General features: G+C 73.5%; 12 protein-coding genes. 6 read left to right on the top strand and 6 right to left on the bottom strand.

Going from position 1 to position 18,083, the window contains the following annotated elements; translation table 11 throughout:
- Positions 1-30: 30 nt before the first annotated feature.
- Positions 31-1,320 (bottom strand): monooxygenase, encoded by a 1,290-nt coding sequence (locus tag ACIRVF_RS09365; protein WP_402815672.1) that lies wholly within the window; start codon positions 1,318-1,320, stop codon positions 31-33.
- 214 nt (positions 1,321-1,534) lie between these two features.
- On the opposite strand from ACIRVF_RS09365, the gene ACIRVF_RS09360 reads away from it, so the two are divergent.
- Positions 1,535-3,577: an FAD-dependent oxidoreductase gene (locus ACIRVF_RS09360; RefSeq protein WP_402815671.1), complete on the top strand. Its 2,043-nt coding sequence runs from the start codon at positions 1,535-1,537 to the stop codon at positions 3,575-3,577.
- Between the two features lie 274 nt (positions 3,578-3,851).
- On the top strand, positions 3,852-4,592 hold the full coding sequence (locus tag ACIRVF_RS09355; protein ID WP_402815670.1) for a hypothetical protein: 741 nt from the start codon (positions 3,852-3,854) through the stop codon (positions 4,590-4,592).
- Positions 4,593-4,659: 67 nt separating this feature from the next.
- On the opposite strand, the gene ACIRVF_RS09350 is transcribed toward ACIRVF_RS09355, so the two are convergent.
- Together ACIRVF_RS09350 and ACIRVF_RS09345 are read right to left on the bottom strand one after the other, a co-directional pair.
- Positions 4,660-5,883 carry an alpha/beta hydrolase family protein gene (locus ACIRVF_RS09350; protein ID WP_402815669.1) on the bottom strand — a complete coding sequence of 408 codons (1,224 nt, stop codon included), beginning with the start codon at positions 5,881-5,883 and terminating at the stop codon, positions 4,660-4,662.
- Positions 5,884-6,085: 202 nt separating this feature from the next.
- Positions 6,086-6,445, bottom strand: coding sequence for a hypothetical protein (locus tag ACIRVF_RS09345; RefSeq protein ID WP_402815668.1), 360 nt, complete (start codon positions 6,443-6,445; stop codon positions 6,086-6,088).
- A gap of 193 nt (positions 6,446-6,638) precedes the next feature.
- On the opposite strand from ACIRVF_RS09345, the gene ACIRVF_RS09340 reads away from it, so the two are divergent.
- The gene (locus tag ACIRVF_RS09340; RefSeq protein ID WP_402815667.1) at positions 6,639-7,610 is read left to right on the top strand and encodes a DUF4331 family protein; all 972 of its coding nucleotides are present in this window, start codon (positions 6,639-6,641) and stop codon (positions 7,608-7,610) included.
- 123 nt (positions 7,611-7,733) lie between these two features.
- On the opposite strand, the gene ACIRVF_RS09335 is transcribed toward ACIRVF_RS09340, so the two are convergent.
- The 3 genes from ACIRVF_RS09335 to ACIRVF_RS09325 form a co-directional block, all read right to left on the bottom strand.
- Positions 7,734-8,075 (bottom strand): hypothetical protein, encoded by a 342-nt coding sequence (locus ACIRVF_RS09335; protein ID WP_402815666.1) that lies wholly within the window; start codon positions 8,073-8,075, stop codon positions 7,734-7,736.
- Between the two features lie 92 nt (positions 8,076-8,167).
- A complete protein-coding gene (locus ACIRVF_RS09330; RefSeq protein ID WP_402815665.1) occupies positions 8,168-8,641 on the bottom strand; it encodes a hypothetical protein in 474 nt (157 codons plus the stop codon).
- A 133-nt stretch (positions 8,642-8,774) separates the two neighbouring features.
- On the bottom strand, positions 8,775-11,888 hold the full coding sequence (locus ACIRVF_RS09325; protein WP_402815664.1) for a putative bifunctional diguanylate cyclase/phosphodiesterase: 3,114 nt from the start codon (positions 11,886-11,888) through the stop codon (positions 8,775-8,777).
- A gap of 246 nt (positions 11,889-12,134) precedes the next feature.
- Here ACIRVF_RS09325 and ACIRVF_RS09320 point away from each other — a divergent pair, with 246 nt between their 5' ends.
- The 3 genes from ACIRVF_RS09320 to ACIRVF_RS09310 all read left to right on the top strand — a co-directional run bounded on the left by ACIRVF_RS09320 (position 12,135) and on the right by ACIRVF_RS09310 (position 17,972).
- Positions 12,135-15,542, top strand: a complete 3,408-nt coding sequence (locus ACIRVF_RS09320) for an amino acid adenylation domain-containing protein (RefSeq protein WP_402815663.1) — start codon at positions 12,135-12,137, stop codon at positions 15,540-15,542.
- The gene (locus ACIRVF_RS09315) at positions 15,539-16,300 is read left to right on the top strand and encodes a leucyl/phenylalanyl-tRNA--protein transferase (protein ID WP_402815662.1); all 762 of its coding nucleotides are present in this window, start codon (positions 15,539-15,541) and stop codon (positions 16,298-16,300) included. Before ACIRVF_RS09320 ends, ACIRVF_RS09315 begins: the two co-directional genes overlap by 4 nt.
- 79 nt (positions 16,301-16,379) lie before the next feature.
- Positions 16,380-17,972: a hypothetical protein gene (locus ACIRVF_RS09310; protein ID WP_402815661.1), complete on the top strand. Its 1,593-nt coding sequence runs from the start codon at positions 16,380-16,382 to the stop codon at positions 17,970-17,972.
- The last annotated feature ends 111 nt before the right edge of the window (positions 17,973-18,083 follow it).

Below are 18,083 nucleotides of genomic sequence, written 5' to 3'. Positions count from 1 at the left end.
TCGGCCGGTCCGCCCGTTCGCGTGTCCGCCTCACCTGTTCCGCGCGATCGCGTGCCCGCCGAAGCCGCCGCTGCCGGTGAGCTGGTCCCGCCACCAGGCGGCCATCCCGGGCTCGTCCATGGCCGCCCAGTCCGGCGCCGCGGTGACCTGCGCCCGGCCCAGGGTCCGGCCCAGGTTCACCAACTCCAGGCCCGCCGCCGTCCGTTCGCGGTCGTAAGCGGCCAGCAGGGGCGACCACGAGCCGCCGCCGAGGCGCCGTCCGGCCTGCTCGAAGGAGTGCGCGTCCTGGAGGGCCTTCACCGCGCCGCTGGTGTTGTGCGGGCGGACGACGGTCGCCGCGTCCCCGCCGATGAGCAGCCGCCCGGCGGTGCGGTGCGGGGTCGCCAGGTCGTACACGGGCTGCAGCAGGGTCCGCTCGCGCGGGGTCAGCGCGATCACGCCGGCCCAGTACGGTGGCAGCTGCCGCTCGGCGAACTCCCTCATGCCGTCCAGCTGTTGGTCGGTGAGGGCGCCCGCGGCGACGGCGGTCGGGCCGTCCAGTAGCAGCCAGTCCGGGGTGGGCGCGTAGAAGACCCAGTTCACCTGGGTGGTGCCGGGGGTGAGCCCGGGGATGCGGTAGATCACCACCTGGCCACCGCGGTAGCAGACGGTGATGCACTCCTCCTCCGGCCAGACCCCGGCGCCGCCCGGCAGTTCGGCGAGCAGCGCGGAGTCGAAGCTGCCGCGCCAGCACACGTACCCGGCGTACTCGGGCACGGCCTGGGGGCAGACGGCGGCGCGGACCACCGACCGGTAGCCGTCCGCGCCGATCACCAGGTCGTACGGGGTGCGGGTGCCGTCGGACTCCTCGGCCCAGGCGCCGGTGCTCCCGTGGCCCCGGCCGCCCTCGTCGCCGTCACCGGTCCCACCGTCGTCGTTGCCGACGGCCGTGACCGTCGTGCCCAGCCGGTACTCCACCGCCGCGGGCGCGCTCTCGCGCAGGGCCTGCCAGAGCACCGCCCAGTGGTGGGAGTGGAAGGGGAAGGGCTGGGCCCAGAGCAGCCGCCCGCGCCCCCGGGGGTCGTCGCCCGGCCCGTCGCCGTGGCCGGCGGGCTCCCGGGTGACCCAGCTGCGCACGGTGAGCCGGTGGCGGCGGGTGTCGGGGGCGAGATGGCCGGCGTCGACCAGTTCGGCGAAGCGGTCGTTGTGGGTGCAGATCCCCAGTCCGCGGTCCTCCAGCCGGCCGGGGCTGCGTTCCAGCACCACGACCCGTTCCGCGCCGAGCCGGGCCGCCGCCCCGGCGAACGCGCTTCCGGCGATGCTGCCCCCGACCACGGCCACCGAGCCACCCCGCACGGCCGCCCCCTCTCCCCGAGCCCGTGATTGCGGCGCTGTCCGGCACGACGATACGCCGCCGGGCCGGGAGGCGCGGCCGGTACGGGATCCTCGCCGGGCGAAGCCTATGCAACTAGTTGCATAGCACGGCGAGCGTCCCCTACTCTGCGGTAACAATCCGGGAGACACCTCCCACCGGCCGCCCCCTCAGGAGACGTCGATGAGTGCGACCCCCGGCAGCAGCCGCTACCCCCACCTGCTCAGCCCGCTCGACCTCGGCTTCACCACCCTGCCCAACCGGGTGATCATGGGCTCGATGCACGTCGGCCTGGAGGAGGCTCCCGGCGGCTACGAGCGGATGGCCGCCTTCTACGCGGAGCGCGCGCGCGGTGGCGTCGGCCTGATCGTCACCGGCGGCATCGCGCCCAACGAGGCCGGGCGCCCCTGGGAGGGCGGCGCGATGCTGACCACCGAGGAGGAGGCCGACGAGCACCGGGTGGTCACCGACGCCGTGCACGCCGCCGGAGGGAAGATCGCCCTGCAGATCCTGCACTTCGGCCGCTACGCCTACCACCGCGACCTGGTCGCCCCCAGCGCCCTCCAGGCCCCGATCAGCCCCTTCGTGCCCAACGAACTCACCGCCGAGCAGGTCGAGCAGACCGTCGAGGACTTCGCCCGCTGCGCCGAACTCGCCCGCCGCGCGGGCTATGACGGCGTCGAGATCATGGGCTCCGAGGGCTACCTGATCAACGAGTTCATCGTCGCCGCGACCAACCGCCGCGAGGACGAGTGGGGCGGGCCGTACGAGCGGCGGATGCGCTTCCCGGTGGAGATCGTCCGCCGGGTCCGCGAGCGGGTCGGCGAGGACTTCATCATCGTCTACCGGCTCTCCATGCTCGACCTGGTTCCCGGAGGCTCCACCCTGGACGAGGTCGTCCAGCTCGCCCAGGCCGTCGAGGCCGCCGGGGCCAGCATCATCAACACCGGCATCGGCTGGCACGAGGCGCGCATTCCCACCATCGCCACCTCCGTGCCGCGCGGCGCCTTCGCCTGGGTCACCGAGCGGCTCATGGGCAAGGTCGGCATCCCGCTGGTCACCACCAACCGCATCAACACCCCGGAAGTCGCCGAGCAGTTGCTCGCCGATGGCAACGCCGACCTGGTCTCGATGGCCCGTCCGCTGCTCGCCGACGCCGACTTCGTGGCCAAGGCGCGCGAGGACCGCGCCGACTCGATCAACACCTGCATCGGCTGCAACCAGGCCTGCCTGGACCACACCTTCAACCTCCAGATCACCTCCTGCCTGGTCAACCCGCGCGCCTGCCACGAGACCGAACTCGTCCTGGCACCCACCAAGTCGCGCAAGGACATCGGCGTCGTCGGTGCCGGACCGGCCGGCCTCGCCTTCGCCGTCTCCGCCGCCGAACGCGGCCACGCCGTCACCCTGTACGACGCCGCCGAGAGCGTCGGCGGGCAGCTGAACATCGCCCGGCGCATCCCCGGCAAGGAGGAGTTCAACGAGACGCTGCGCTACTTCCGCACCCGGCTCGCCGAGTTGGACGTCACGCTGCGGCTCGGCGCCCTGGCGACCACCGAGCAGCTCGCCGGGGCGGGGCACGACGAGATCGTCCTCGCGACCGGCGTCACCCCGCGAACTCCCGCCAACATCCCGGGAATCGACCACCCCAGCGTGCTCGGCTACCTGGACGTGCTGCGCGACGGCGCACCCGTCGGCGAGCGGGTCGCCATCCTCGGCGCGGGCGGGATCGGCTTCGACGTGGCCGAGTTCCTCACCGACCAGGGCGACGAGGCGAGCCTCAACCCGGCGGTGTTCCAGGCGAAGTGGGGCATCGACCCGGAGTACCGCGAGCGCGGCGGCCTGCGCGCACCCGAGCGGCCGAAGCCCCCGCGCAGCGTCCACCTGCTGCAGCGCAAGACCAGCAAGGTCGGCGCCGGACTCGGCAAGACCACCGGCTGGATCCACCGCACCGAGCTCAAGCACCGCGGCGTCACCATGGTCGCCGGCGCGACGTACGACCTGATCGACGACGCCGGGCTGCACTTCACCGTCGACGGCGAGCGCCAACTCCTGCCCGTGGACACGGTGGTGCTCTGCACGGGCCAGGAACCGCGCCGCGACCTCGACCGGGCGCTGCGCGAGCGCGGCCTGTCCGTGCACGTGATCGGCGGCGCGGACGTGGCGGCCGAACTGGACGCCAAGCGGGCCATCAAGCAGGGGACAGAACTGGCCGCGACCATCTGACGTCGGGTGGCCGGGGGGCTACCCGGCGCACCGGGGCCCGCAGCCGAGCGATGCGGGCCCCGGCCGCTGCCCCCTTCCGCGCCGTGCGTCCGCGCCGTCCGTCCGCGCCGTCCGTCCGCGTCGTCCGTCCGCGTCGTGCGGGCACGTCGTCCGTCCGCGTCGTGCGTCCGCAGGTAGGCGCTGACCTGCGACGATGACCGCCCGCGCGCCCCGCCCGGCCCCCGGTGGGAGACTGGTGCCCTGTCCCTGCCCGAACTCTCGACCGGGGGCCAGCATGTCCCTCCCGAGGCCTCTCCGCGCCCTCACGGCCGCGGTCCTGCTCGCGGCGGCCACCGTGGGCCCGGCGGGATCCGCCGCCGCCGACCCGGCTCCGCCGCTCCCCTCCGCCGACCAGCTGAAGTCGGCGCTGCTCGGCGAGGACGACCTCGGCCCGGACTACACCGAGGCGCCGGCCACCGAGAGCCCCAGCCCCAGCCCCAGCCCGAGTCCCGACCCGACGCCGGTCACCGGCTGCGACGCGCTCAGCGCCCTGATCAACATGCACCCCATCGCTCCCGGCCCCGCGACCCCGCACGCCGAGACCGAACTCGACGGCCCCGACGGCAACCCGATGGTGACCGAGTCCCTCACGGCCGAGGACCAGTCCAGGCTCACCAGCGAGTTCAACACCTCCACCGACGCGTTCAAGAACTGCCACACCATCACCTTCAACGCCGGCACCGAGGACTCGGTGACCTTCACCGTCACCCCCGTCACGCTCGGCGACCGCCAGGACGCCCCCGCCGTCCGCCTCGACGGCACCCTCGCCGGTGTCCAGCTCAACGCCTTCGTCGGTATCGAACGCTTCGGCACCGTCGGCATGGTCTACGGCTTCTTCCAGCGCCAGTCCGCCGACGCCCAGGCCGCCTCGATGCAGTACCGCACCGCCGTCGCCAAGGTCGAACGCACCCTCGGCACCACCGCGGGCAGCACCACCCCGCCCACCGCCTCCGCCGCCCAGGACATGTCCGTCTGACGCCGGCGGCACCGGGTGGGAAGGAGACGGGCGGCCGCACCCCCGTGGCGGCCGCCCGCTGTGGGGGTCACGCCAGGAACCTGACCTCCGGGAAGCGCGGCGACGGGCCGTCGAGGAGGGAGCCGCGGCGGTGGCGGAGGTGGAGGTCGAAGAAGGCGAGCGGGTAGGCCTGCTGGATGCGGACCGAGCGGTCGGCGGGGAGGGTGCCGACCATCTGCTGGACCTGTTGCGCGGGAAGGCCGAGGAGCGCGGCCACCTGTGGCATCAGCGGCGAGGCGTCGGAGTACGAGGTGTGGCGGACGCCGTCGGCCTGGATGTTGAGCCGCCAGCCGCGCAGATGGTTCCAGAACGTGACGGCCGCGGGGTCCTGGTCGCGGCCGAACTCGGCGGTCAGCATCAGGAACGGACGGTCGAGGTCGGTGACGGTGATCCCCTGCATCGGCCCGTCGATGGCGAGGCCGGCCCGGACCCGGCGGTCGGCCATCATGGCGGCGGCGGTGGCCGAGCCGCCCTTCGACCAGCCGAACATGCCGATGTCGAGCGGGTCGGGGGCGCCGAGCAGGCCCTCGGGCAGGGGCTTGCCGTCGACGTCGGGGTTGCACCCGGCGGCGATCTCCTCGACGCAGTCCAGTACGAAGCGGGCGTCCGCGGCGTAGTCCCGCGGGCCGAGATTGGGCGCGCCCTCGACCCAGGGGGTGAGGACACGGCCGTCGGGGAACTCGGTGAAGGCGTCCCAGGTGTGGTCGACGGTGACCACGAGGTAGCCGTGGCTGGCGAGTTCCTGGACGGTGACGGTGTTGATGGCCCGGTGGGCGTGGGCGCCGTGCGAGTAGACGACGACGGGCAGCCGGTGCCCGGTGCGGTGGACGGGCGCGCCCAGTCGGGCCGCGGTGAGCGGGGTGGCGGAGGGTGGGAGCTTGAAACCCAAGTCGTCCAGGTAGGCCTTCATGGCGCCGCCGCTCATCCAGGGTGCGAGCGGCAGCTCGTCGGCCTGCCTGGCGGGGTACCAGACGCTCGCCATCAGCTCGCGGTAGCGGCCGGGCCCGGCGAACGGATCCGGCCGGGAGGTGTCGCGCAGGTGCAGGGCGACCGTGCCGACGCGGTGTGGGCCGGTGGGCGCGGGCAGGGTGAGCCGCCCGGACCCGGGCGCGGGCGTCGGGGCGGGGGAGGGGGCGTCCGCCCGGGCGGTGGAGGCCAGGCCGAGCGGGGCGGCGGCGCCCAAGAGCAGGGCGGCTCCCAGCATGCGACGACGGGTCAGTTCGTTGGGGCTAGTGAACGGCGTGGTGTCCATGCGCCGAACGCTGTCACGCGGCCCGGAAGCCGGACATCGGCCCGCCGGTTGATCTCCTGGCCGCCCGCATTGGCCCACGGGTTTACATCCCGGGGCTGATGCGCGCCCGGTGGTACCGGGACGTGCGGAAGCCCGGGTGCGCGGTGGGTTCCGCGGGCCCGGGCTTCGGGTGCCGGTGGGTTCTCCGGCCTTGCGCGTCAGATCAGTTGAAGACCAGGACGTCGGTGCGCATCGGCAGCGAGCTGCCCCAGTCGATGTTGATCTTGAAGGTCACGACGCCGTTGCCGGGGGCGATGCTCGACACCTGGAAGGCGGCGGCGCCGACGAAGCGGTTCCCGTTGGAGTCGATCTCGGAGGCGGTGATGACGACGGTCGAGTTGGTCCCGATGACGTTCCACGGGAGCTGGAGGTTGAAGATCCCGTGCGCCGGGGTCCACGTCCACCAGGCGCGCCAGACGGCGCCGACGTTGCCGCCGATGGCGAGGTTCTCGCTGTGGATGGTGGGCTGGGAGTGGCCCGCGATCTGCGGGATCCCGGAGGCGGAGGATTCGGTTGCGGTCATAGCGGCAACTCCTTGCGCCGGGAGAGCCTCAAGAGCTCTCCGAATACTCCGAGTGTCGGTCAGTATGCGGAGCGTCGCAATCACTCGTGCGGGTGAAGCTGCGGCGTGTCGCCGGGACCCAGCGGGTCGTCGCGGCGGTGAGGCGGGTGTGTCGGCGCGGCCGGGGCGGGCTCCGCCTGCTACCAAAAATCCCATGTCCCATCACCTCAGCGGCCCCGACCTCCGCTCCCCGCGCAGCGACGCCCGCCTCGACATGACCGACCTGTTCGCCTTCCCGGCGGCCGACGCGCCCGACCGCACCGTCCTGATCATGAACGTCAACCCGTACGCGCCCACCCGGGCGGCCGAGTTCCATCCCGACGCCGTCTACCGGATCAACGTCGACAACGACGGCGACCACCGGGCCGATGTGGCCTACTCGTTCACCTTCTCCGCCCCCGAGCGTGGCTCCGGCGCGCAGCGCGTCACCGTCCACCGGTCCACCGGCAGCGCGGCCCGGAAGCACGAACCGACCGGGGACGTGCTCTTCTCCGACGCCCCGGTGGCGTTCGGCGACGCGCCCGACGTGATCGAGGCGAACGGCTGCAAACTGTCCGTCGGTCTGCGCAGCGACCCGTTCTTCGCCGACCTCGAAGGCATCGTCAACGACTTCACCTGGACCGGCAAGGACGCGATGGCGGACGCCAACGTCTTCGGCATCGCGCTCGAAGTCCCGGACGCCGACCTCGGTCCGGACCCGACCATCGGCGTCTGGGGCCGGGTGAGCCTGCGGCAGGACGGCCAGCTGGTCTCCGTCGACCGGGGCGCCCACCCGTCGCTCACCGCGTACTTCAACGTCGAGGAGGTGAAGGACGCGTACAACGCGGGCGAGCCCGCCGACGACTGGGACACCTACCGCGAGGCCTGGACGGCCGTCCTCCAGCACACCGGTGACTACACCACCGAGGCCGCCACCGAGACGCTGAAGCTGGTCCTGCCGGACATCCTCCGCTACGACCGCTCCCGCCCGGCCGGCTACCCCAACGGCCGCACCCTGGTGGACGACGTGACCTCGACCCGGCTCACCATGGTCTCCGGCGGCAAGATCACCAGCGACCACATCGGCCCGCACACCGACCTGCTCCCGACCTTTCCGCACCTGGGGCACCCGCACCCCGTCAAGTAGGCCTTCCAGCGGTCGAGCCGACCGGCCCGCCGCCGCGATCACAACCCGCGTCGGGCCGGTCACGTCCGCTCAGGCGTCGGCTTCCGCTCCGCGCGCCGGCACGGCGCGGCTGGAATGCCGGAACTACTCTCCGCCGGTGCCGCCCTGGCGTTCCTGCCCGGTGTCGAAGTACCGGTCCACATAGGCGTCCCCGTCGAGCCGGCTCTCCCGCAACAGCGAGAACACCTCATCCCCGTCGCCCGGTCGCCCGTCGGTGGCCAGCCGGTACGACTGCGCGAACTCCAGGTACTGCAGCCCGTTGTCATCCGCGTAGCGGCGCGCCTCGTCCTCCGCCCGTCCGATGGCCTCGTCCGTCGATCCGGCCAGCCACAGGGTCAGCCGCTCCTCGTAGACCGGCCCACCCGAGGCGTCCCACCGGAACACACACCGAACCGCGTACCAGGACGTCTCCGTCGCTGCCATCATGATCTCCTCGAACGGCACATCGAGTTGGCGATCCTCGCCGGTGGGACTGCTGTCGGCCTCGGGCCGGGTACTCGACCCCCGGGCCCGGAACCTCAGGCGCCGGCGCGTGCGGCGGCCCGCGCCCTCTCCAGGTCGGCCACCAGGGTTTCCACCCTCTTGTTCACCTTCGAGCCCCGGCCGTACCCCGCCAGCAGCGGCAGCTGGTCGGACCTGCCGCCGGCCAGTGCCAGTTCGGGGAGTTCGGAGGAGAAGAGCGTGCCCGGGACCGTGGCGCGCTCCACCTTCTCGACCTCGGACCAGCTGTACGAGCGGGCCCGGAGCAGTCCGGAGTACTTCAGCCCGGTCGGTCCGAACGACACTCCGTACATCGGGGCGCGCAGCGTCAGGGCCAGCCCGGGGACCCCGGTGAGGACGATCGGAATCAGGTCGTCGACCCTGGTCGCGTACGCCGCCGTGGAGACCGCGACGAGGACGCACACGAGCCCGATCAGGAAGTAGGCGATCACCCACGGGCTGCGCCGCTTCTGTGCGGTGCCCCGGGGCGGGGCCTGGGCCGGTGTTGACATCGGGACTCTCTCAAGGGATTGCCATGACTGGGGACCGTTTCGGTAAAGCCCCATGACAATCTCTCATTCCCCGCGGAGTCCCGGTGACCGGTGGGGATGAAGATTCCGTAACGGTGGCGCCGGTCGCGCCCTGTTACACCGGTTCGTACGTCGCCCGGCGGACCAGGGCCTGGGCCCGCGCGCCGTCCATGGGGTGGGCGAAGAGGTAGCCCTGGCCGAGGGGGCAGCCCATGGTGGCCAGCAGGTCGCGCTGGTCGGGGTGTTCGATGCCCTCGGCGATGACCTGGACGCCGAGGGTGTCGGCGATCCGGGTGATGCCCTCGACCAGGGCGTACTGCTGGGGGGAGTTGCCGAGTCCGTCGATGAAGGACTTGTCGATCTTCAGCAGGGAGATCGGGAACTCCCGCAGGTAGGAGAGGGAGGAGTAGCCGGTGCCGAAGTCGTCGATGGCCAGGCCGATGCCGAGGTCGCCGAGGGTGTCCATGTCGGCGCGCAGCCGGTCGTCGCGGCGCATCAGGACGGATTCGGTGAGCTCCAGGACGAGGGTGCGCGGGTCGATGCCGGAGGAGGCGAGGGAGCGGCGGACCACGTCGACGAACCCGGCGTCACGGAACTGGCGGGCGGAGACGTTGACGTTCACCCGCAGCGGGGGGCGTCCGGCGGCGGCGCGGGCGGCCGAGCTGGCGGCGTGCCAGGTGGCGGCCTCCTCGGCGGCGCGTTCCAGGACCCAGGCGCCGAGCGGGACGATCTGGCCGCTCTCCTCGGCGAGGGCGATGAACTCGTCCGGCAGCACCATGCCGCGCCGGTCGTGCGGCCAGCGGACCAGGGCCTCGAAGGCCACCAGGTCACCTGTCCGCAGATCGACGATCGGCTGGTAGTACAACTGGAAGGCCGATTCCGCGATGGCGGAGTCCAGGTTCTCGTTCAGCTCGTGCCGCTCCACCAGTCCCGCCTGCAGCGCCGGTCGGTAGTGGCACCACTGGCGGCGGCCGGCCGCCTTCGCCGAGTAGAGCGCGAGGTCCGCGTGGGTGAGCAATTCGGCGGCGTCCACGCTGTCCTCGGTGGTCGCCACGCCGATGCTGGCGCTGACCCGGACGGCGCCCGCGCTGAGCTTGAACGGTTCCGTGAACACCGAGAGCACCACGCCCGCGATGGTGTCCACGTCGGTCGGGCACACCGCGTCCTCGACCAGGACGGCGAACTCGTCGCCGCCGAGCCGGGCGGCGGTGTCCGAGCTGCGCAGTGCGGTGGAGATCCGCAGCGAGACGGCGACCAGCAGTTCGTCGCCCACCGCGTGGCCCTGGGTGTCGTTGACCACCTTGAAGTCGTCCAGGTCGATGAACAGCACCCCGGTGACGGCCCCGCTGCGCTCCCCGCGCGCGAGCGCGTGGCCGACCCGGTCCTGGAACAGCACCCGGTTGGCGAGGCCGGTGAGCGAGTCGTGGAAGGCCCGGTGGGTCAGCTCGCGCTCCATCTGGCGCTGCTCGGTCACGTCGCGCAGGGTGAGCACCAGTCCGCCGACCGTCGGGTCGTCGCGCAGGTCGGTGTAGCGGACCTCGGCCTCGATCGGGGTGCGGTCCTGGCGCAGCAGCCGCCAGTGCTCGCGCGGCTGGTCGCCCCGGGGCGGGTCGGCGGAGCCGCGCATCCGGGCCAGCGCCTTGCCGACCTCCCGGCTGTCCTCGGGCGGGACGAGGTCGGTCAGCCGGGTGCCGTCGAGGTCGGGACGGCCGAGCACGCGCTCGGCGGAGGAGGAGGCGTAGCAGATGCCGTCGTCGGCGTCGAGGATCAGGATGACGTCGCTGGCGTTCTGCACCAGGGTGCGGAAGTACAGCTCGCTGTCACGCCGGGTGATCTCCTGGCTCAGCACCAGGCGTTCGACGGCCAGGGCGGCCTGGGCGGCCAGGATCTCCAGCGAGCCCCAGAGGCTGGTCAGTTCCTGCTCGGTGCCGGTGACCACGAGTGCGCCGATCAGCGGGTCGCCGGAGAGGCGTTCGGCCAGCATGAGGGGGCAGACCAGAGCGGCGGGCATGCCGCCGAGGTGGGCGGGCAGGTCGACGGAGCCGACGGGCAGCAGGCGGGTCTCGCGGTGGGCGGCGAGGCGGGCGAGGACCTCGTCCTCCTCGGGCGCTGCGGAGCTCACGCCGGAGTCGGGGTCCTCGCCGTCCTTGCCGTTGCCCGCCCGCCGGACGTGCAGCACCCCGGACTCGGTGACCGCGAGCAGCGCGACGTGCCCGCGCTCGGCGGGCATCAGGGTGGAGGCGGCGGACTGGACGGCGTCCGCGACCTCCGCCACCGTGACGGCCGCGGTCAGCCGGGCGCCCGCCTCGCGCAGCGTCCGCTCGCGGGCCACGGCCTGGCGGCGGGCGACCACCACGACGGCCAGCCGGGCCAGCACCAGCAGGTAGAGCAGGGCGGAGAAGGCGCCGATCACGCCCGCGTTGGCGGTGTTCCCGGCCAGCGACTCGATGATCAGGATGGCGGGCGCGATCAGCGAGGCCATGGTCAGCAGGGCGAGCCGGCCGGCGGAGAGGTCGGGCTGCTGGGTGGGGACGGGCCTGGTCAGCTCGACCATCGAGGGGTGCAGCGCGGCCGCGCCCCAGGCCGCGTAGAAGGCGGCCCAGCCGAGTTCGATGCCGGTGCCGATCCGCCAGGTGCCGTGCAGCTGGATCAGTCCGTAGAGGACGTCGGAGGTGAGCAGGCCGAGGGCGCCGACGGTGAGCAGTTGCAGCGAGCGGGAGTTGCCGCCGCGCGGCGTCAACAGCCGCAGCAGCAGGGCGAGCACGACCACGTCGCCGAGGGGGTAGGCGATGGAGACGGCCTTCTGGAACCAGGTGAGGTCCGGGTTCAGGGCGTACGGGAGGATCAGGTAGATCCAGACGAGCAGGGCCAGGCCGAGGGTGATGATCAGGGCGTCGAGCAGTCCGGCGCGGTCCTGACGGGCCGTGCGCCAGCGGATGAAGCCGAGCAGGCCGATGGCGTAGAGCACGAACTCGGCGAGGTAGAAGCCGTCGGCGACGGAGGGGAACGGGTTGTGCAGGTGCAGGATGTCGAGTTGGAGGGCCTGCACCGCCTCACCGGTGGTGAAGCTGAGGTTGGCCAGCGCCAGTAGGTACCAGAACAGCGGGTGGCGGGGGTGGTTGAGCCGGACACCGACCACGATGGCGGCGACGCCGCCGAGGCCCATGCCCGTCCACCAGATGATCCGCAGCCCGGGGTCGGCGAAGTAGATGCCGGTGAACAGCACCATCCAGCACAGGTAACACACCATCAGGCGTTGTCGCCGGAGAGTCAACGAGGCTCCCTCCTCCGCACCGCCACCCCGCCGCAGGAGCGGGGGAATTCGGTCGGGGACGGGTCTGTCGGGACCGTTCCACCCATGGACCGGCGGCGTCCGGCGGGCTGAGCGCCGGACGTTGTCGGTGTGCCGTGAGTGCGTATAGTCGGGAATGTCGCACCTCCCAGCATTCTGCCGCTTCAGCAAGAGGTCAAGCCGGTGGACGACGCAGCCGACAGCGCGAGGGGCGTGCGCCCGGATGTGAACTCCGGGCGTCACGCCGTGGTACGGAACGACGACGGTCAGTACGCGATCTGGCCCGGTGACTTGACGCTGCCGGCCGGGTGGCGGCAGGTGTACGGGCCGACCGGGCGGGCGCAGTGCCGGGCCTGGGTGGAGCGGAACTGGACGGGGCGGGGCCCGTCCGGGCGGGACCGGTCGGATCGGGACCGGACGGAGCGGGACCCCTCCGGGCGGGACCGGCAGCAGGCGCCGGCCCGCGGCGCCCTGGCCGGGTCCGCGGAGACGGTGCACGGACTGTTCCGGGCCCGGGCCGCGCACCATCCGGCGGTGGTCGCGGTGGTGGGGGAGCGCGCCACGCTGAGCTACCGCGAGCTGGACCTGCGCAGCGACCGGCTGGCCGCGGTGCTGCGGGCCCGGGGGGTGGGGCCGGATCAGGTGGTGCCGGTGTGCCTGCGGCGCGGCGTGGAGCTGGTGGTGGCCTGGCTGGCGGTGCTCAAGGCGGGCGCGGCCTTCCTGCCGCTGGACCCGGCGCACCCCCCGCGGCGGCTCGCGGGGCTGGTGGCGGACTGCGGGGCGCGGGTGGCGGTCACGGACGGCGCCGGGTTCGACGGGGTGGCGGTGGTGGAACCCTCGGAGGGGGCTTCGGCGGACGTCCCGGCCGCCGTGCCGGAGGGCGCCTCAGGGCCGGACGACGGGCCGGACAAGGGTCCGGACGAGGGTCCGGACGGTGTTCCGGAGACCGCCTCCGCGCCCGACGACCTCGCTTACCTCATCTACACCTCCGGCACCACCGGCCGCCCCAAGGGCGTGCCCGTCACCCACCGTTCCCTGGTGTTCACTCTGGAGCGGGTCGTCCGCGCCTACGGCCTCGTCCCCGGTGAGCGGGTGCTCCAGCTGGCCGCGCTCGGCGCCGACACCGCCCTGGAGCAGGTGTTCGCCACGCTGCTCGCGGGCGCGACCGTCGTCCTCGGTGGCCGGGACACCTGGGCGCCCACCGAACTGGTCCGGCGGCTTCCCCGGCTCGGCCTGGCGGTCGCCGACTTCACGCCCGCGTACTGGCACCACGTGCTCGACCTGTTGCCGCCCCGCGGGCCCGCCCCGACCGGGCTGCGGCTGGTGGTGGTCGGCGGGGACGTGGTGCACGCCGACGACTGCCGGGCCTGCCGGGACCGGCTGCCGGGGGTCCGCCTGCTGAACGCGTACGGGGTGACCGAGGCGGCCGTCACCTCCCTCCACTGCGAGGTCGCTCCGGAGCTGCTGGACGCCCCCACCGCGCCGGTGCCGATCGGCCGCCCGCTGCCGGGGGTGCGGGTGCACGTGCTGAACGAACGGCTGCGGCCGGTGCGGCCCGGCGAGCGGGGCGAGATCCACCTCGGGGGACCGGGCCTCGCTCGCGGCTACTGGCGGCAGGCCGGACTCACCGCCGAATCGTTCCTGCCCGACCCGTACGCGCCGCTGCCCGGCGAGCGGATGTACCGTACCGGCGACGCCGGACGCTGGCGGGCGGACGGGCAACTGGAGATCCTCGGGCGCTTCGACGACCAGGTGAAGGTGCGCGGGCACCGGGTCGACCCGGCCGAGGTCGAGGCCGTGCTGGCCGACCACCCGGCGGTGCGGCAGGCCCGGGTCGCCGCCGACGGCAGCGCGCCGGACGGCAGCCGGGTGCTCACCGCGTACTACACGCTCGGGGAGGCCACCGTACGGCCCGAACTGCTGCGCGCCTTCCTGGTGGAACGGCTGCCGGAGTACCTCGTCCCCGCCGAGTTCGTGCCGCTGGAGGCCATGCCGCTAACCGCGGCGGGGAAGATCGACCGGCGTTCCCTGCCACAGGCCCCGGTGCGGACGGCCCCGGCACGGACGTCCGCGGCCGGCGGAGCCGTCGGGCCCGGAGCCGTCGGACCCGGCGTCGTCGGACCCGGCGTCGTCGGACCCAGCGCCGTGGAGGCGGCCGTCGGGCACCTCTGGGCGGAGCTCCTCGCCGCCGAACACGTCGGCCCCGAAGACGACTTCTTCGCCCTCGGCGGCACCTCGCTGCTCGCCATGGAGATGCTCGCCCGGGCCCGGATGATGTTCGGCCTGGACGTCGGCCACGTCCGCACCCTCACCCGGGCGCTGCTTCGTTCACCCGTGCTGCACGACTTCACCGCCGCCCTGCAGGCCGCCCGCACCGGCGTCGCCCAGGGCGAGGCCGCCGTCGACTGGCACGCCGAGGCCCAACTCACCCACGCCGTGGGCCAGTCCTGGAGCCCAGCGCCCTCCCGGGCCGATCCCGCCGAAATCCTGCTCACCGGCGCCACCGGCTTCTGCGGTGCCCACCTGCTGGACGTCCTGCTCGCCACCACCCGGGCGCGGATCCACTGCCTGGTCCGCGCGCCCGACCGGGAACACGCGCTGGAACGGCTGCGCGCCAGCCGGCAGCGCTTCCTGCGACGGGACCTGGCGGACGCCCGGGTGGTGCCCCTGGTCGGCAACCTCGCCGCCGAGCGGCTCGGCCTGACGGAGCGTCGTTTCACCTGGCTGGCGGAGCATCTGGACGCCGTGTTCCACCTCGGTGGGGAGGTCAACTTCCTCTATCCGTACCACCAGTTGCGCGCACCCAACGTCGGCGGCACCCGGGAGGTGGTCCGGCTCGCCGGGCACAGCCGGGGCATCCCGGTGCACTACCTCTCCACCCTCGCCGTGCTGGCCGGATTCGGCGCGGCCGGCGTCCGGGAGGTCACCGAGCGCACTCCGCTCGCCCACCCCGAACGGCTGGGCGTCGGCTACGTCGAGAGCAAGTGGGTCGCCGAGCAGCTGCTGCACAACGCGGCGGCGGGCGGACTGCCGGTCACCGTGCTGCGCACCAACGACGTGACGGGGGACCTGGCGGCCGGAGTGATGAACACCGGTACCGAACTCTGCGCGCTGATCAAGTACTTCGCCGACAGCGGCACCTGCCCGGACGTGCAGCTGCCGCTGGACTTCGTCCCGGCCGACCGGTTCACCCGTGCGGTCGCCCACATCGCCGCGCACGCGCCCGCCGACGGGGAGGTCTACCACCTCACCTCGCCGAACCCGGCCGGGCTCCCCGACCTGGCCGACCGGCTCCGGGCTCGCGGCCGCCAGGTCATCGAACTCCCCTACCGGGAGTGGGTGCAGCGGCTGGTCCGGTTCGCCGCCGGGCACCCGACGCACCCGATCACACCCTTCGTCCCGCTCTTCGTCGACCGGGCGCCCGGGGTGGACCTGTCCATCAGTGAGCTGTACTTCCAGCCGGTGTTCCCGCGCTTCGACCGGCTCAACGCGGATGCGGCGCTGGAGGGCAGCGGGATCGAACTCCCAGGCGTGGACGGCGCGTTGCTGGACCACTACCTGGCGCGGCTGGCGGACGAGGGGTTCCTGTGACCGTGACCGGCTTCGACGCGCTGGACCTCCGGCCCGCGGACGGCGAACGGCCGGTGGCCTTCGGCGGGGAGCTCGGACCGGAGCAGCTGCTGACGGCCTACCGGCACGGACTGTTCCCGCTGCCCGCGGCCGACGAATACGCGAGCGCCTACAACGAGGCGCTGCACGGGGACGCCGTCGACGCCGGGGAGGTGGCCCTGCTGCCGGGCGCGGAGGACCCCTACGCGCTGGCGTGGTGGTCGCCGGACCCGCGGCCGGTGCTGCGCCCCGGCGAGGTGCGGCTGCCCCGCAGGCTCGCCCGCCGGCTCCGAGGCCCGCTGGAGTGGTTCACCACCGCGGACGCCGCGTTCGGCGCGGTACTCGCGGCCTGCGCCGACGGGCGCCAACCAGTTTGGCTCACAGAGGAGTTGAAAGTAGCGCTGATGGAGCTGAACGTGCGCGGTGCGGCCCACAGCGTGGAGGTGTGGGAGGGCGAGGAACTGATCGGCGGGGCGTTCGGGGTGGCCGTCTGGCCGGTGCTCAGCCTGGACTCGATGTTCCACCGGCGGCCGGACGCCGCCCGGGTGGCCGTCGCCGACCTCGGTGCGCGGTTCGGCGCCGCGGGCGGGCGGCTGCTGGACGCCCAGTGGGACGGGCCGTACGTGCGCAGCCTCGGGGCGGTGCCGATGGCCCGCTCCCGCTACCTCGACGAACTGGCCGGGGCCCCTACGGCGGGCACCTTGCCCACGGACCGGCTGCCGGTCGCACGACTGGTCTGACCTGCGGTTTCCCGCCCCCTCCGGCCCCGGGCCGGCCCGTCTTCGACAAACTTATTCCTCGTCAGTAACATGACGCTGCGTGTTCAAGCCCTCGATAGGCCGGGCCGCTCCCGCGGCCCTGCTCACCCTCATCCTCGCCGGGACGGCCGCGTGCGGGCCCACCAGCCCCGGCAGCACCTCCCGGGCGGCCGGCGAACCCGCCGCCGCCACCGGCACCACCGCCGCCGCGACCACCGCCGGGGGCAGCCCGGCGGACACCGCGACCACCCCCGGCGCCCCGCGCGCCCGGGCCGGCGTCCCGGCCTCCGGCCGTCCGACCCCCGGCAGTGGCAGCAGCGCGAATGTCGCGGTCGCTCCGGCCGACGACAAGCAGGCCGCCATCGGCAGTCCCGGCAAGGACGGCGGCGCGGTCACGGCTGCGACCAAGGCCCTCCAGCTCACCGCGTACGACCCGGGGAAGGGCACGGCCGTCCTGACGGCCTCGGGCCCGAGTGCCGCGCCCGGCGCTTCCCCGACCGCCTCCGCGAGTGCCTCCCCGAGCACGGGCGCGAGCGCCTCTCAGAGCGCCTCCGCGACCGCCTCCGCGACCGCCTCCCCCAGCACGGCCGCGAGCGCCGCGGCCGCGGTCCAGCCCGGCCAGCTGATCGCCAGCCCGCCGACCGCCGCCGCGCCGCAGGGCGCGCTGGTCGCCGTCACCGGCGTCAAGCCGGGGGCGGGCAGCACCGTCAACCTCACCACCCGGCCGGCCACCCTGTCCGAGCTGCTCGGTGGTACCGAGGCGGACGGCCGGCTCCCGATCGACGTGCACGGCATCCAGGTGACCCCGCTGGTCAAGGACCTCAAGTGGAACGTCGGCGCCGACGGCAACGGCGTGAAGGGCGATGCCTCCGGCACCCTGGGCGTGAACGTCAACGCCCCTGTCCCGCTGCCCGAGGGCGCGAGCCTGAACGCCTCCGGCTCCCTCCAGCTGCACCCGGCGGTCCACTTCGCCTACCACGGCGCGCAGGCCACCAGTCCGCGCACCGCCTCGATCGGTTTCGACCTGGGCGCCGAGGCGCACTGGAAGGTCACCGGCGACGTCGCCCGCAACACCGGTGCGGCGCCGATCCGGGTGCCCTTCGCCAAGCTGCAGGCCAGCCCGGTACTGACCGTGGCGGGTCTGCCCGTGGTGGTCAACCTCGGCCTCACCTGCTACCTGGAGGTCAGCGCGGACGGGCAGGTGCACCTGGAGACCGAGCAGGACGCCACCGGCACCTGGGCCGTGCGCGCCGACTACTCCGGTGACAAGGGCTGGACCTCGGCCACCAACGCCGATACCAAGGTCTCGCCGGTGCACGTCAGTCTCAACGGCAAGGCGTCCGTGCGGGCCGCCCTGGGCGTCGACGCCAGCGTCGGTCTGTACGACACCGTCGGCGTCGAGGCGGCCGTCGCCCCCTACCTGAGCGCCAGGGCCGGCGGTTCCCTCGCGGTCGACCTGCCCGGCAAGGGGCCGCAGGCGCAGGGCAGTTGGTCGCTGGTCGGCGGCGTCGACCTCACCGGTGCGCTGACCGCCCACCTGAAGATCTTCGGCACCCCGCTCTTCGAGAAGCAGATCCCCTTCCCGCCCTTCCACAAGGAATGGCCCCTCCTGGCAGGTTCGGCCACCTTCCCGGCGGCGAAGCCCGCCGGCTGACGCGACGCCCGGGGTCCCGGCTGCCGCTCGGCGGTTCCCAGGGGTCGTGGCAGCACGTGGTTCCTTTGATCAGGCGGCGATGAGCTGCCGCAGAACGCCCGGCCGGGGTTT

Source organism: Kitasatospora sp. NPDC101157 (assembly GCF_044768255.1).
In the GTDB taxonomy this organism is placed as follows: Bacteria; Actinomycetota; Actinomycetes; order Streptomycetales; family Streptomycetaceae; genus Kitasatospora.
Note: the sequence above shows the minus strand (reverse complement) of the source record. Positions and strands in the feature narration are given on the sequence as shown.